The organism is Streptococcus mitis (genome assembly GCF_047464035.1).
Taxonomy (GTDB): domain Bacteria; phylum Bacillota; class Bacilli; order Lactobacillales; family Streptococcaceae; genus Streptococcus; species Streptococcus mitis_DX.
The window spans coordinates 11,181-26,346 of sequence record NZ_JASHCQ010000003.1 but is presented as its reverse complement, the minus strand read 5'-3'; the positions used below and the strand labels follow the sequence as shown (position 1 = coordinate 26,346).

The 15,166-nt window shown below is 40.9% G+C and carries 11 protein-coding genes and 1 riboswitch; of the genes, 3 read left to right on the top strand and 8 right to left on the bottom strand.

The annotated features are described in order from the left end of the window. Window positions 1–100 precede the first annotated feature (100 nt). A riboswitch (FMN riboswitch) is annotated at window positions 101–319 on the bottom strand. Between the two features lie 53 nt (window positions 320–372). From QM818_RS01855 to QM818_RS01835, 5 genes are all read right to left on the bottom strand, one after another. Further along, a complete protein-coding gene (locus QM818_RS01855; protein WP_084950046.1) occupies window positions 373–876 on the bottom strand; it encodes a tRNA (cytidine(34)-2'-O)-methyltransferase in 504 nt (167 codons plus the stop codon). A 192-nt stretch (window positions 877–1,068) separates the two neighbouring features. Continuing rightward, a complete protein-coding gene (locus tag QM818_RS01850; RefSeq protein WP_001148089.1) occupies window positions 1,069–1,899 on the bottom strand; it encodes an energy-coupling factor transporter transmembrane component T family protein in 831 nt (276 codons plus the stop codon). Continuing rightward, window positions 1,884–3,566, bottom strand: a complete 1,683-nt coding sequence (locus tag QM818_RS01845; protein ID WP_141230567.1) for an ABC transporter ATP-binding protein — start codon at window positions 3,564–3,566, stop codon at window positions 1,884–1,886. The genes QM818_RS01850 and QM818_RS01845 overlap by 16 nt, the downstream gene beginning before the upstream one ends. Before the next feature lie 168 nt (window positions 3,567–3,734). Continuing rightward, window positions 3,735–4,280, bottom strand: a complete 546-nt coding sequence (locus QM818_RS01840; RefSeq protein WP_033684338.1) for an ECF-type riboflavin transporter substrate-binding protein — start codon at window positions 4,278–4,280, stop codon at window positions 3,735–3,737. A gap of 15 nt (window positions 4,281–4,295) precedes the next feature. Continuing rightward, window positions 4,296–5,144 (bottom strand): SAM hydrolase/SAM-dependent halogenase family protein, encoded by an 849-nt coding sequence (locus tag QM818_RS01835; protein WP_049501846.1) that lies wholly within the window; start codon window positions 5,142–5,144, stop codon window positions 4,296–4,298. A gap of 188 nt (window positions 5,145–5,332) precedes the next feature. On the opposite strand from QM818_RS01835, the gene trkA reads away from it, so the two are divergent. Both trkA and QM818_RS01825 read left to right on the top strand, forming a co-directional pair. Then, the gene (trkA, locus tag QM818_RS01830) at window positions 5,333–6,682 is read left to right on the top strand and encodes a Trk system potassium transporter TrkA (RefSeq protein WP_049501845.1); all 1,350 of its coding nucleotides are present in this window, start codon (window positions 5,333–5,335) and stop codon (window positions 6,680–6,682) included. Between the two features lie 3 nt (window positions 6,683–6,685). Further along, the gene (locus QM818_RS01825) at window positions 6,686–8,125 is read left to right on the top strand and encodes a TrkH family potassium uptake protein (RefSeq protein ID WP_001043441.1); all 1,440 of its coding nucleotides are present in this window, start codon (window positions 6,686–6,688) and stop codon (window positions 8,123–8,125) included. Window positions 8,126–8,494: 369 nt separating this feature from the next. On the opposite strand, the gene pflB is transcribed toward QM818_RS01825, so the two are convergent. Further along, window positions 8,495–10,810 (bottom strand): formate C-acetyltransferase, encoded by a 2,316-nt coding sequence (gene pflB / locus QM818_RS01820; RefSeq protein WP_000260633.1) that lies wholly within the window; start codon window positions 10,808–10,810, stop codon window positions 8,495–8,497. A gap of 343 nt (window positions 10,811–11,153) precedes the next feature. Between pflB and dinB the strand changes: the two genes are divergently transcribed. Beyond that, window positions 11,154–12,215, top strand: a complete 1,062-nt coding sequence (gene dinB, locus QM818_RS01815; protein ID WP_414299834.1) for a DNA polymerase IV — start codon at window positions 11,154–11,156, stop codon at window positions 12,213–12,215. Window positions 12,216–12,247: 32 nt separating this feature from the next. Here the strand turns inward: dinB and QM818_RS01810 are convergent, their stop codons facing one another. Continuing rightward, complete coding sequence (locus QM818_RS01810; protein ID WP_000280780.1) at window positions 12,248–13,093, bottom strand: undecaprenyl-diphosphate phosphatase; 846 nt, start codon at window positions 13,091–13,093, stop codon at window positions 12,248–12,250. 60 nt (window positions 13,094–13,153) lie between these two features. Then, complete coding sequence (locus QM818_RS01805) at window positions 13,154–15,043, bottom strand: DUF2207 domain-containing protein (RefSeq protein ID WP_261056256.1); 1,890 nt, start codon at window positions 15,041–15,043, stop codon at window positions 13,154–13,156. Between the last annotated feature and the right edge of the window lie 123 nt (window positions 15,044–15,166).

The window sequence follows — 15,166 nt, the reverse complement described above, 5'->3', positions numbered from 1 at the left end:
TATCTATTCTCACTTTTTATATCCCAAAAGTTCCCTCTAACTCCGTTGAGCAAGCGGTTACAGTTTGGCTATAAATCTATCAGAACAGACAAAGCTATTCTTTCGTCTTCTCCCATCCAGACTATACTGTCGGTTGTGGAATCTCACCACATCAGCTTGCGCTCGCGGACTTATTTGGCTAAGATATTTTAGATTTATCTAGGCGTCGCAGTCGAAGATAATACTTAAAGTATATCGAGACAAGACAACGACGAGAAAGCTAAAATAGCTAGTCAAATTTACCGCCGGTCGGGAATCACACCCTGCCCTGAAGACTCTTTTATCATAACAAAAAACGCTTGCAAGCGCAAGCATTTTGTTCATTTTCATTATTTATTTCAATTTATCTGCTTCATAGGTATGAACGAGCTCAAGACCTGCAAAGTTCTGCTGGCGGAGGGCTTCGTAGACAATCATGCAGACAGTATTCGACACATTGAGACTGCGGACGTGTTCATCGTTCATAGGAATACGGAGAGCCTTCTCAGGATGTTCCCGCATAAAATCCTCAGGTAAGCCCTTGTCTTCACGCCCAAAGAGGAAATAATGGTCCTCATCAGTCGATAAATCCACCTCAGAATACACTTTCTCAGCGAATTTCGAAATCAGATAGAGTTTGCCCTTCATCTGAGACATGAAATCTTCTAAACTGTCGTAAAAATAAATCTCTAGCTTATCCCAATAATCCAATCCAGCTCGCTTCATCTTGCGGTCGTCAATAGGAAAGCCCATTGGCTTGATGATGTGGAGGGGAGAATTGGTCGCAGCGCAAGTACGCGCGATATTGCCTGTATTTTGTGGAATTTGTGGTTCAAATAATACAATGTGATTTGTCATGACTTGCTTCCTTTCACCATTGCAAAAAAATAGCCACACTGCCCGGAGTCAAGCTCAGCAAACAGCGTGGTTAAGGCATCGTTAACTTACCTCACAACAGGTTTGAAGTAAATCAGCGAAACTACTTTCTTAGTATAACACTTTCAGAATCATTGTCAATAGAAACGACTTGATTTTTTCAATTTTTTCAAGCTATTTCCAAGGGTTGTAAAATCGTCCCTGATTCTGCAAAATAAGTAGTAAACTAGCTACTAAAAACAAGGCTGCCAAGAGCAAGGTAAGATAATCACCTTTTTTCAAGGCCTGATAACTATACCATGTGCGTTTTTTCTCTTTCCCAAAGCGGCGAAGCTCCATGGCGGTCGCGATGGTATCAATGCGTTCTAGCGAGCTAAAAATCAAGGGAGTGATAATGCGCAGATTGCCTTTGATTCGTTGCATAAGAGAAGCTTTCTTGGATAATTCCATCCCACGCGCTTCCTGAGACATCTTGATGGTAAAGAATTCTTCCTGCAAATCTGGAATATAGCGCAAGGTCAGGCTGACAGAATAGGCAATCTTATAAGGCACACCAATTTGATTTAAACTAGAAGCAAACTGACTAGGATGAGTTGTCATCAAAAAGATAATAGCCAGAGGAATGGTGCAAAGGTACTTAATGGCCAGATTTAGTAGATAAAAGAGCTCTTGACTGGTCAGAGTGTAGGCACCGATTCCCTGCCAAATCACACTTCTTTCTCCGTAAAGTCCAACCCCATACTCGGGAGAAAAGAGATAGACCATCAAAACGTTTAAAACGGCAAATACCGTCGCAAAAACGGCTACAAAGGAAACATCTTTAAAGCGGATTTCTGACAAATAGAGGAGAAAAACCGAAAAAATGGCAATCAGAACAAGCAGTCTGGTATCATAGCTAATCATGGCCGCCAATGATACGAGAATGAAAAAGAGGAGTTTACCAGCTCCTGACAAGCGATGAATCACAGTATCTCTATGCTGGTAACCAATTAATTTAGCTTGCATCCTTCTCTCCTTTCTTTGTAAAATGCCGTTAACGCAAGTGGATCCACGTCTAGTTTCTTGGCCAAGTTGAAGATTGAAGTTTCTTTTAGGTTGGCTTTTACTAACAACTCAGGATTGCTCAAAAGACTAGCTGGATCAGTATCGGCAATCAGCTCCCCATCCACCATGACAAGGGCTCGATCTGAATAATCCAGCATCAATTGCATATCATGAGTAATCATGACAATGGTATGCCCTTTTTGATGCAACTCTTCGAGAAATTCCATAATCTCAGTATAGTTCTTCTGGTCTTGACCTGCAGTCGGTTCATCTAGGAGAATGATTTCAGCTCCTAAGACCAAAATTGAGGCAATAGTCACACGTTTTTTCTGTCCAAACGAAAGGGCAGAAATAGGCCAATTACGGAATTCATAAAGACCACAGATTTTCAAAGTTTCATAGACTCTCGTTTCAATTTCCTTCTCATCCACACCTCGCAAACGAAGCCCTAGAGCCACCTCATCAAAAATCATATTGGTTGAAATCATTTGATTGGGATTTTGCAGCACATAGCCTACTCGTTCCGCCCGCTCTGCAACAGAATCTCCTTTTATATCCTGTCCTTCCCAAAGATAGCGACCTTCCGTCTGAATAAAGCTACTTAAGGCCTTGGCTAGAGTTGATTTCCCAGCCCCATTTTTTCCGACAATGGCAATCTTTTCACCCTTTTTAATATCCAGATAAATGGATTTCAAAATTGGTCTATCGTCATAAGAAAAAGACACATCCTCTAGTCTAAAGAGTGACTGTAAATCTGGAATCTCTTTTGCCAGTTCCGTCTGTAACTGAACCTGCCCTTTTGAGATAGACAAGTTATCCAGATTTGCTAACTGTTTTTCCTTGACTAAATCCACACCCAATTGACGGAGAGTCGTTAGATAAAGAGGTTCTCGGATTCCATTTTGGGTCAATAAATCAGTCGCCAGTAACTGATTAGGGCTCCCATTAAAGAGGATACGACCATCGTTTATCAAGACAATCCGATCCACAGGGCGATGCAGAACATCCTCCAAACGATGTTCAATAATAAGGGTCGTCGTCCCCTCTTCCTTATGAATTTGGTCAATCAATTCGATAATATCCTGACCTGACTTGGGATCCAGATTGGCGAGTGGCTCATCAAACAAGAGAATCGGACTCTCATCAATCAAGACACCAGCTAGACTAACTCGCTGCTTTTGACCGCCAGACAAATCCTGAGGACGCTGAGACAGTAAAGAGAGGAGATCCAACTTTTCAGCCCATTTATGAACACGACTTTTCATCTCATCTAGAGCTGTCACATCATTTTCCAGAGCAAAAGCCAAATCCTCTGCCACAGACAGACCGATAAACTGCCCATCTGTATCCTGCAAAACTGTGCTAACCAGATGAGATTTGTCATAGATGCTCATATCAAAGGCTGCTTGCCCCTTGATCAAAAATTCTCCAGACTTCTTACCCTTGTAAATATTGGGAATAATCCCATTCAAACACTGCCCCAAGGTAGACTTACCTGACCCAGATGGTCCAACAATTAAGACTTTTTCTCCCTTATAAATGGTCAAATCCACCCCTTGCAAGGTCGGTTCTTGTTGACTTTCATACTGGAAAGAGAAATCCTTCCACTCAATTATAGCTTCTTTCATCTTACTCTCTTCATTCGCTTCTTAGACTTCTATTTTATCATAAATCTACCCCTTCTTGCAGACTCTTCTCTTAAAAACTTAGCACCAACAAGATTCCTAGCCTAGACTGGTTACCTGACTAGTCTATAAACATCGAAAAAGACTGGTTGCCCAGCCTTTTCCTTTATGTTAATCCTTTTTCAAACTTCCTGAACGAGTCTGCGTACGTGAATAAGCTATCAAAAGTAGAGTTCCTGCGATAGCAATAGTCACCGCGTTTGCAATACCTGCAACAATCCCTTGGGCAAATACTTTTTCTGCTGCTTCTTGATAAATCACAACATCTCCAAGTGGTGCCAAGACACCCCAAACAAGAGCATTTGCAATAATCTGAATGAGGTTAAAGAAGACAATATCCTTCAATTCAAAAACACCCTGTGTTACTCGAATGTATTTTCTAAAAAGTCCGACAGCTAGACCAAAGAGACCACTAGCAATAATCCAAGTCCACCAAAGACCGTAACCAGCAAGAGAGTCCTTCACCGCATGCCCGATTAAACCAACAAGTAGACCAACTAGAGGGCCAAAAATGATAGATAAGAGGCTCTGTACCGCATACTGAAGCTGGATGCTTGTATTTGGAACAGGTGTCGGAATGCTGATCATCCCGATGACAACAAAGAGCGCAGCTCCAACACCGATAGCAACAACTTGTTTAATTGATTGATTTTTCATCTATATTCTCCTATTTTATAATTCTATTTTCTTTATTTCAATGGTCCAAGATGAACCGACACCCACATTATAGGCCTTGGCAAAGGAACCTTGGTTTATAGCCAGACCTAAACGATAGAGAGAGTTGATGTAAAGGATGGGTTGCCCAATTCTCACATCTGCAAATGATTTGCCATAAACAACCTGATTTTGATAAACCAACATATCTGCATGATAGATGGTCACTTCAAAACGGTCACCGAATTCTGGTTCCAGCTTATAAAATTCTTCTCGTGTGATAGAGGTCCAGAGCGAACCAAAACGCACATCCAGAATATCAATTGCTCCCTTCACCAGATGATCTTCTATGATGGTCTCTACGACTGGAAGCTCTACAATCTGATCCACACTGAGCTCTGGCCCCACTTCCTCAAAAGTAATGTGACCACTGGCTAGTTTAGCACCAGTATAGGCATAAACATCACGACCATGGAATGTATAAGAATGCTCTGTATTTTGCCGTCTATTGGCCACTTCAGAAATCTCACGAATAGCTACAATGCCAACGTGTTTCTTGATAAAAGAAAGAGTCCCATTGTCTGGTGTGACAATGTATTGATTTTTTGCAGTCTTGGCAACTACACTCTTACGTTTCGAACCGACACCTGGATCGACAACCGATACAAAAGTCGTTCCCTCAGGCCAGTAATCCACCGTCTGAAAAAGGCGGTAGCTCCCCTCAAAAATATTATAAGGCGTGATATCGTGCGTCAAGTGATGGATTTTCAAGGTTGGAGATTCTTCTAAAGCCACTCCAATCATAGCCGATACCGCACCATCAACCAGACCAAAGTCTGATTGTAATACCAGTAAATTATTATTCATTTTATCTCCTTGTATATCCTTTATCATACCATATTTCATAGAAAGGTGCTAATAGCTATTTTAATTGCTTAGGGTATAGTTTTACCTTATAGCAAATTTCCTACTAAAAGCTCTGGTTATTAGCTAGTAGGTGCATTTTTTCTTGAAAAAAGGTATGATAGTTACATCATGAAAAAGTAGGTTTTAATATGAAAATTATCCTTGTCGGAGGGGGAAAAGTTGGTTTTGCCCTCTGTCGCTCCTTGGTTGCAGAAAAGCATGATGTTTTGCTGATTGAGCAAGATGAAGCTGTCCTCAATCATATTGTCAATCGCTTTGATATCATGGGTATCCTTGGCAACGGAGCTGATTTCACCATTCTTGAACAAGCAAGTGTCCAGGATTGTGATATCTTTATCGCCCTGACTGAATACGATGAAGTGAACATGATTGCAGCCGTTCTAGCCAAAAAAATGGGAGCTAAAGAGACCATCGTTCGGGTGCGGAACCCTGAATATTCTAACTCTTATTTCAAGGAAAAGAATATTCTCGGTTTTTCTCTTATCGTTAACCCTGAGCTCTTGGCTGCCCGCGCTATCGCCAATATCATTGACTTCCCCAACGCCCTCTCTGTCGAACGTTTCTTTGGTGGAAGGGTCAGCTTGATGGAATTCACTGTTAAATCCTCCAGCGGTCTTTGCCAAATGCCCATTTCTGATTTTCGTAAAAAATTTGGCAATGTTATTGTCTGCGCTATAGAGAGGGATCATCAAATTATCATTCCAAGCGGTGACATGACCATACAGGATAAAGATAGAATCTTTGTCACTGGTAACCGTGTTGATATGATGCTCTTCCATAATTATTTTAAATCTCGTGCCGTGAAGAGCCTTCTTATTGTTGGAGCTGGTAGAATCGCCTATTATCTACTAGGTATCCTAAAAGACAGTCGTATTGATACCAAGGTTATTGAAATCAATCCTGAAATCGCTAGCTTCTTTAGCGAGAAATTCCCAAACCTCTACATCGTTCAAGGAGATGGTACCGCAAAAGATATCCTGCTGGAAGAAAGTGCTCAAAACTATGATGCCGTTGCGACTCTAACAGGGGTTGATGAGGAAAATCTGATTACCTCTATGTTCCTTGACAGGGTAGGTGTACAAAAAAATATCACCAAGGTCAATCGTACCAGTCTCCTCGAAATTATCAATGCGCCTGATTTTTCAAGTATCATCACACCTAAAAGCATCGCTGTAGATACGATTATGCACTTTATTCGTGGTCGGGTTAATGCCCAGTATTCAGACCTTCAGGCCATGCACCATCTAGCCAATGGCCAAATCGAAACCCTGCAATTTCATATCAAGGAAGCTAATAAAATGACTTCCAAACCTCTTTCTCAACTAAAACTAAAAAAAGGGGTTCTTATAGCAGCCATCATTCGAAAGGGCAAGACTATTTTCCCTACTGGGGAGGATATGTTGGAAGTTGGAGACAAGCTCCTAGTAACAACCTTGTTGCCAAACATCACCAAGATTTATGACTTGATCGCGAGGTAAGAAATGAATAAAAGTATGATTCGTTACCTCCTTTCAAAATTACTTTTGATTGAAGCTGTTCTTCTTTTGGTTCCTGTGTCTGTCGCTGTCTATTACCGTGAATCGAGCCAAGTCTTTACGGCCCTCTTTTCAACAATAGGGATTCTCGTATTACTAGGCGGTTCAGGAATTTTACAAAAGCCCAAAAATCAACGGATTTATGCCAAGGAGGGAGTCTTGATTGTTGCCCTCTGTTGGATCCTTTGGTCCTTCTTTGGCGGTCTCCCCTTTGTTTTTGCTAAGCAAATTCCCAGCGTTATCGATGCCTTTTTTGAAATCAGTTCTGGCTTTACAACTACTGGAGCAACTATTCTGAACGACGTTTCGGTTCTCAGTCGTTCCCTCCTCTTCTGGCGAAGTTTTACCCACTTGATTGGAGGGATGGGAGTGCTTGTTTTTGCACTTGCTATTATGGACAATGCCAAGAATAGCCACCTAGAAGTGATGAAAGCTGAGGTTCCTGGCCCTGTTTTTGGCAAGGTTGTATCCAAACTCAAAAATACTGCCCAGATTCTCTATCTCCTTTATCTAGCTCTCTTCTCCCTCTTTGTCATCATCTATTATCTGGCTGGCATGCCCCTATTTGATAGTTTTGTCATTGCCATGGGAACAGCAGGTACAGGAGGTTTTACAGTCTATAACGATGGAATCGCCCACTATGGTAGCTCACTGATTACCTATCTAGTTAGTATCGGAGTTTTGGTTTTTGGGGTAAATTTCAATCTCTACTACTACCTCATGCTCCGTCGCGTCAAAGCCTTCTTTGGAGATGAAGAACTTCGAGCTTACTTGGTCATTGTACTGCTTTCTACAGGCTTGATTAGCCTCAATACCCTCTATCTCTATCCAGGATTTTCAAAGAGTTTTGAAATGGCCTTCTTCCAGGTTTCCAATATCATTACAACGACTGGTTTTGGTTACGGAGACATTACCAACTGGCCCCTCTTCTCCCAGTTTATCCTTCTCTTCCTTATGGGAATCGGTGGTTCTGCTGGTTCAACCGCAGGTGGACTCAAGGTTATTCGAGGCCTTATCCTTTCAAAAATTGCTAAAAATCAGATTTTGTCAATTCTATCACCCCACCGTGTTTTGACCCTCCATGTTAATAAAACGGTAATTGACAAAGATACCCAGCATAAGATTCTCAAGTACTTTGTCATCTATTCTATGATTTTGCTATCCCTTATCTTTATTGTCAGCCTAGATAGCAATGATTTTCTGGTTGTGACCAGCGCTGTCTTTAGCTGTTTCAATAATATCGGACCTATTCTAGGAACCACTTCTAGCTTCTCAATCTTTAGTCCTATCTCAAAAATTCTTCTCTCCTTTGCAATGATTGCAGGTCGATTAGAGATTTACCCAATCCTACTTCTCTTTATGAAGAGAACTTGGTCTAAGAGATAAAATACAACCACACCTTGTGTCTTACAAAGTGTGGTATTTTTATTTTCATACTCTTCGAAAATAAAATTCAAACCACGTCAGCTTCGCCTTGCCGTATATGTGTGACTGACTTTGTCAGTCTTATCTACAACCTCAAAGCGGTGCTTTGAGCAACCTGCGGCTAGCTTCCTAGTTTGCTCTTTGATTTTCATTGAATATCAAATACCTCCCGCAACTCAACAAGTATCTTTGAATCTCGGTCAGAAACTCAACAAGTATCTTTGAATCTCGGTCAGACATTTCAATACCTGACTTAAGGAATTTAATAGTCCAAAAAATAACCCTCAGTCGTTTGACCGAGGGTTCCTTTTCCTTATTCAAGTTAATTGATTAGCTCAATGCATCATCCATTGAAAGAACTTCGTGGAAGACACGTTGTGTCAATTCAGTTTTTTGTTCTGGAGTGAGGTATTTAGTGTTTACACAGTATCCAGAGATACGTACGATAACGTCTTCACCTGACATGATCTTTTCGTAAACATCGTTCAAGTCCATAACGTTCAAGTTAACGTGTTGTCCACCGTTTTCGAAGTAACCATCAAGGATTGTTACCAAGTTATCAACTTGTTCGTCACGAGTCTTACCAAGCGCGCGAGGTGAAACTTGTGTAGTCAATGAGATACCATCAGCTGCGTAACTAAAGTCAAGGCTAGAAAGTGAGTTCAAGTTTTGCAACCATCCACCTTTAGCTTTGTTAGATGGGTTAGCACCTGGTGAGAAGAATTCAAGTTTAGACAAGTTCACAGAACCATCTTCGTTGAGGTATACACCTTTGTGGACTGGTGAGTTACCAGTTTGTTTAGAGTAAGCAACGTTAGATGTGATTGTCAAAAGTGATACTGTAGCTTCTGCATCTTTGTAAAGTTTGTGGCTACGTAGACGAGTTGTGTAAGCTTCAATCAACCATTCTGCCAATTCGTTTGAACGAGGATCATCTTCACCCCAACGTGGGTATTCACCGATTGTTTCGTAATCGTAGATGTAGCCATTTTCGTCACGGATTGGTTTAACTGTAGCGTATTTGATAGCTGACAATGTATCAACAGTGTTAGCAAATCCACAGATACCGAATCCCATGTTCGCACGTTGTTTAGTTGGCAAGAAGGCCATTTGAACAGCTTCGTAGTTGTACTTATCAGTCATGTAGTGGATGATGTTCAAAGCATCTACGTAAGTATCAGTCAACCAGTCAAGAGATTTTTCAAAGTTTTCTTTAACTGATTCGAATTCAAGAACTTCGTCACGGATTGGTTCGATGTCAAATACTTTGTAGTCTTTGTGAACATCGTCGTAACCACCGTTCAAACCAGTAAGAAGAGCTTTCAATACATTTACACGTGCACCGAAGTACTGGATGTTGTGGCGTTGTTCTTCATTTTCTGGGTCAAGTGGAGACACACAGCATGAGATACAGCTCATTTCACCGTATCCGTCTTTGGCCATTGTTGTAACACCTTCGTATTGGATAGAAGAGTGTTTGTGGCTCATATGCATACAGTAGCGACGGAAGTTGTATGGCAATTTGTCAGTCCAAAGAACTGTCAAGTTTGGTTCTGGAGAGTTACCGATATTGTCAAGAGTGTTCAAGAAACGGTAGTCCATCTTAGTAACACGGTGACGACCGTCGTTACCCATACCAGCCATAGAAGTTGTGATGAAAGTTGGGTCACCTGAGTACAATTGGTCATAAGCTTTTGTACGAGCAAATTTAACTGTACGAAGTTTCATAACGAAATCATCAACGAATTCTTGGATTTCTGATTCAGTAAATGTACCACGAGCAAGGTCACGTTCTGCAAAGATGTCCAATACGATTGGCACACGTCCTAGAGATGTAGCAGCACCGTTGATAACACGGCAGACAGACATGAAGGCGATGTTAACCCATTGGATTGCTTCTTTAACGTTCATCGCTGGTTTGCGAACGTCAACTCCGTAAAGGTCACCCAAGCGAACAACTTGTTGCAATGCTTGGTATTGAAGGTTGATTTCTTCACGAAGACGGATTGTTTCTTCATCGATTTCTTCGATTGCATTCCAGTCGTTTACTTTTTCTTGCATCAAGTAGTCTGCACCGTAAAGAGCAAGACGTGCGTAAACACCGATGATACGTCCGCGTGAGTATGCATCTGGAAGACCAGTTACAGTGTGAGCGTGACGAGCGCGACGAATGTTTGAAGTGTAAGCGCGGAAGATACCGTCGTTAACTGTTGTTACGTATTTAGTGAAGATTTCGTGAACAGCTGGGTCTGGTTCGTATCCATTTTCTTTCAAAGTGGTTTCAGCCATACGGATACCACCTTTTGGCATGAAGTTCAATTTGAAGAGTTCGTCATTTTGGATACCAAAGATAACTTCGTTTTCTTTATCGATAAATCCTGCAGGGATATCAGCGATAGAAGTTGGACGAGTGTCCATTGGGAAACGAGTTTCTTCGTAGTGAGCCTTAGTTTCTTCTACAATTTTTTTGATGTGAAGTGAACGTTCTGTTGGTCCTGCAAGGAAGCTTTCGTCTCCGTCATAAGGTGTGTAGTTAGCTTGTACAAAGCGTGACACACTTGCTTTTTCTTTCCAATCTACGCCTTTGAAGCCTTCCCAAGCTTTGTCAAAAATATCTTGTGCTTCAACAACTGTCTTAACAACCATGTTAATGTCCTCTTTTTTCTTTCTAGTAACATCCATCTGTTACATTCATGAGACAAGTATACCATACAGTAACCGATTTCAACAAGTGATAAATCCCTATTTTTACACTTTCTTTTCTAAAACAGTCTATATTTTATCCCAAACTGTATTATATTTTTGAAAAAATTAAAGCCTTTTTTCTTTTTTTCAGAAAAAAGGGTATAATAAAAGAAAATAAGCAGTAATACTCAATGAAAATCAAAAAGCAAACTAGGAAGCTAGCCACAGACAGTACTTGAGTACGGCAAGGCGAAGCTGACGTGGTTTGAATTTGATTTTCGAAGAGTATAAAAAGGTGCTAGGCATGTTGATTTTCCCTTTATTAAATGATTTGTCAAGAAAAATCATCCATATTGACATGGATGCCTTTTTTGCTGCGGTCGAAATCAGAGATAATCCTAAACTCAGAGGAAAACCTGTCATTATCGGTAGCGACCCTCGACAAACAGGTGGGCGTGGTGTCGTTTCCACTTGTAGCTATGAGGCGCGAGCTTTTGGTGTCCATTCAGCCATGAGTTCCAAAGAAGCCTATGAGCGTTGTCCCCAGGCCGTCTTTATCTCAGGGAATTATGAGAAATACAAGACTGTGGGCCTCCAGATTCGAGCTATCTTTAAGCGTTATACAGATTTGATTGAACCCATGAGCATTGACGAAGCCTATTTAGATGTGACAGAAAATAAACTCGGTATCAAGTCAGCGGTCAAAATTGCTCGTCTCATTCAAGAGGATATCTGGCAGGAACTACACCTGACTGCTTCCGCAGGCGTCTCCTACAACAAATTCTTAGCTAAAATGGCCAGCGATTATCAAAAGCCACATGGTCTGACAGTGATTTTACCTGACCAGGCTGAGGATTTCCTCAAACAAATGGATATTTCCAAGTTTCATGGAGTAGGAAAAAAGACGGTGGAAAGACTTCATCAAATGGGGATTTTTACTGGCGCTGATCTACTTGAAGTTCCTGAGGTGACCCTAATAGACCGCTTTGGCAGACTGGGCTATGACCTTTATCGAAAGGCTCGTGGCATTCACAATTCCCCCGTCAAATCCAATCGTATCCGTAAATCAATCGGGAAGGAGAAAACCTATGGGAAGATTCTCCGTGCTGAGGAAGACATCAAAAAAGAGCTGACTCTTCTATCAGAAAGAGTCGCTCTCAATCTACATCAACAAGAAAACGCTGGAAAAATTGTCATTTTGAAAATCCGCTACGAGGACTTTTCAACTCTCACTAAACGAAAAAGTCTGGCTCAAAAAACACAGGATGCTAGTCAGATAAGTCAAATAGCCCTGCAACTCTATGAAGAGTTAAGCGAGAAAGAAAGAGGTGTCCGCCTATTGGGGATTACCGTGACTGGATTTTAAAACCTTGAAGAGCTGCCCCTTCAAGGTTTTTCTTATACAAATAAACGAACAAAGCTGTAAAGTAGTAAGACACTACCAAGCACGATACGGTATTTACCAAAAAGGGTAAAGTCGTGTTTTTTTACATAGCTTGTCAAGAAACGAATAGCGACCATGCTGACTGCAAAGGCTACTCCCATCGCAACCAAGAGCAAGAACAATTGCCCAAAGCTCAAGAGTTGTCCTGCTTTTATAAATTTGAAAATCTTTAAGGCACTAGCTCCAAACATAACAGGAATTCCAAGATAGAAGGTAAATTCCGTCACAACAGAACGACTGGTTCCATTTAACAAACCACCGACAATAGTCGCTCCTGAACGGCTAGTTCCTGGTAAAAGGGCAAGAACTTGGAAGAGTCCGATATAGAATGCTGTCGTATAAGGAAGTTTGTCCAACTCTGTTACACTTGGCTCTATAGCACGCGCTTCATTGCGCTTTTCCAAATAGATAAAGGCAATCCCATAGATAATCAACATGAGAGCAACAGAAACCATGTTATGGAAGTGGGTATCAAACCAATCATCAAATTTAAAGACGGCAAGTAAAGGCAAAGTGGCAACCAAGACCTTCAACCACAGTCTCCAAGTCTTACGAACTTCCTGCTTATCCTTAGTCGATTTGAAAGGATTGAGCTTGTTAAAGTAAATGACCATAACCGCTAAAATAGCACCAAGCTGAATCACGACATTAAACATGGACATAAAGGCTTCATTTTGATTTTGGTATTGGATAAACTCCTCTGCTAAAATCAAGTGACCTGTACTCGAAATCGGCAACCATTCCGTAATTCCTTCAACAATCCCGAAGAAGATAGATTTTAAAATTTCAATAAGATACATAGATTACTCCTTTTTCTATCTTCCATTATAGCATATTTTTTCAGCCAGTGATAGCTCTCTTTAAAAGGCGCCGATACTGCCGCCACCTCCGCCTCCAGAGAAGCCACCGCCAGAACTTCCACTTCCAGAAGATACAGAGTAGGTACTTGCTGTATTTGCGACATTTGCATAATGGCTCATTTGCGCGCTTGAATGATAAAACATACTGTGCCAACCATAAGCTACATAGAGGTTGATATCTGGATTTTCCACTTGAATCTGATGAACCTTCATCAAATGACTGACCTTGTCTGCATAGCCAAATAAAGTCGCATAAACCAAGAGGCGATTCCAGACCACAATACTTTCCAATTCAGCCTGATCCAATCGTGCAATCTCACGCAACATATTTTCAAAACTGGTCCAGAGATAGTATACTTCTGCTCCTGCTTCATTTAGGACACCATCACGATTATCTAATCGAAGCTTCCAATAATAGAAAACAGCCAAAACCAAACCTAGAAAACCAAGTATTGGCAAGAGGAGGTAAAGATAGCCATAAACATCCAAACTGTACAAGAACAAACCAAATCCGATAAATAGGGGCAAGATAGTCAAGACCCCCATACCCACTTGCAAGGCCTTTTCCCCACCAGTTAAAGGACGGTAGTAATCCGGAAGCCCCCAGAAGGTAACTCTATTTCTCACTTCTTCTTGCATCTCTTTCAATACTTCTTCAAAAGAAGATTTGAGTTGAAGCCCTCTTGCTTGAATCCGTTTTTCATCAGAGGCTTTTGCTCTACGATAAAGACTATCAGATACCTTGTAATCCGCAAACAAATTGGAAAGAGTTTCTTCTTTTTTGCCTGAAAAAGCCAGATTTAGACAGTCTTTCTCAAAGCTTGACAAACCATCTTCTTTTACTATCCTCAAACCAACTGCATCTCCTTCTGAAATGATAGAGACATTCCCACGGTCTATCACATCTAGCAAGGTAGCTTGAATAAGTTGATCAAAGGTAAATTTTCCAGCTCCCTTGACCAAGGGACTCACTTCCTCCAAGGAGGTCGAGTAGACAGCCTCTGATAAAACCATAGGCTCTAATTCCATTGGTGGTTCATAGATACGATGATTTTTGGCATATTTGACCGAAGGAATGGTCTTTCTTCTATAAATAAAATAAAAGCAAATACTCAATAACAAGGAGATAGAAAGTAGCGAAGGAAACACCCAAGTAACGAGTTGTTTACTCTGATCTTTTTCTCTAACAATCGAGTCTTCTATCTTATTAAACTCCTCTAAACGATTCCCTTTCAATCCCTGATCCCTAGCGCTAGCAAAATCAGTTCGAGGCCAATAGGCATGCAATTCAACTCCACGCTTAGGCGGAAGATTGTCTAAACGGATAGTATAATCAAGGTTACTCTTTTCAACCGTTCCCTCTCTAAAAAGTTTCCCTGTATGGAAAAAGAGTTTTTCAGCCCCCTTGTCTCCCCTTACATGAAATTCAAACTTCCCAATAGCCCCTGAACTATCTGTCAGAGGTTGCCAATTTAATTCAGCGATATCATCATAAAGGAAAAGCAAATTCTTTAAGTTCCAGATAAGGTCAACTTCAACTGTGTCGCCTTCCTGGCCTGGATTATAGACTTTAACAGTATAACCATCTGCTCCTTCTATCACTTCGCTAGTAACATCTGCTAGTTCAGCACCATTTTTCGCAGCCTGAACCTTTGGATGAGAATCAATGTCAAATCCGCTAGGCATCTTGCCAGCACGTCCAAGTCCCACGATTTGCCCCTTAAAGTCCTCCTCAAACTGATAAACTATCTTTTGTCTAAATTCTGCCGTATTGTCTGCATGAATATACAAATCCCCTTGGTAAGAGTTTATCTTGAAATCAATGGCAAAAACAGAGAATGGCAGAAGGCAAAACAAGCCTAACACCAATAAGAAAAAAGTTTTTTTCATCAACTAAGCCCCCTTTTTATCTTTGCTATCATTATATCATTTTTTCATAAGTAAGGGCTTACCTATATTGAAAAATAGAGTTTTTTTCGATAAAATAGGAGACAGTTATTTTTTAATAGATTA

Excerpts from the sequence above, each read along its gene's own strand:
- QM818_RS01855 (WP_084950046.1), bottom strand. The coding sequence starts at position 876 with ATGACAAATCACATTGTATTATTTGAACCACAAATTCCACAAAATACA.
- QM818_RS01850 (WP_001148089.1), bottom strand. The coding sequence starts at position 1,899 with ATGCAAGCTAAATTAATTGGTTACCAGCATAGAGATACTGTGATTCAT.
- QM818_RS01845 (WP_141230567.1), bottom strand. The coding sequence starts at position 3,566 with ATGAAAGAAGCTATAATTGAGTGGAAGGATTTCTCTTTCCAGTATGAA.
- QM818_RS01840 (WP_033684338.1), bottom strand. The coding sequence starts at position 4,280 with ATGAAAAATCAATCAATTAAACAAGTTGTTGCTATCGGTGTTGGAGCT.
- QM818_RS01835 (WP_049501846.1), bottom strand. The coding sequence starts at position 5,144 with ATGAATAATAATTTACTGGTATTACAATCAGACTTTGGTCTGGTTGAT.
- trkA (WP_049501845.1), top strand. The coding sequence starts at position 5,333 with ATGAAAATTATCCTTGTCGGAGGGGGAAAAGTTGGTTTTGCCCTCTGT.
- QM818_RS01825 (WP_001043441.1), top strand. The coding sequence starts at position 6,686 with ATGAATAAAAGTATGATTCGTTACCTCCTTTCAAAATTACTTTTGATT.
- pflB (WP_000260633.1), bottom strand. The coding sequence starts at position 10,810 with ATGGTTGTTAAGACAGTTGTTGAAGCACAAGATATTTTTGACAAAGCT.
- dinB (WP_414299834.1), top strand. The coding sequence starts at position 11,154 with ATGTTGATTTTCCCTTTATTAAATGATTTGTCAAGAAAAATCATCCAT.
- QM818_RS01810 (WP_000280780.1), bottom strand. The coding sequence starts at position 13,093 with ATGTATCTTATTGAAATTTTAAAATCTATCTTCTTCGGGATTGTTGAA.
- QM818_RS01805 (WP_261056256.1), bottom strand. The coding sequence starts at position 15,043 with ATGAAAAAAACTTTTTTCTTATTGGTGTTAGGCTTGTTTTGCCTTCTG.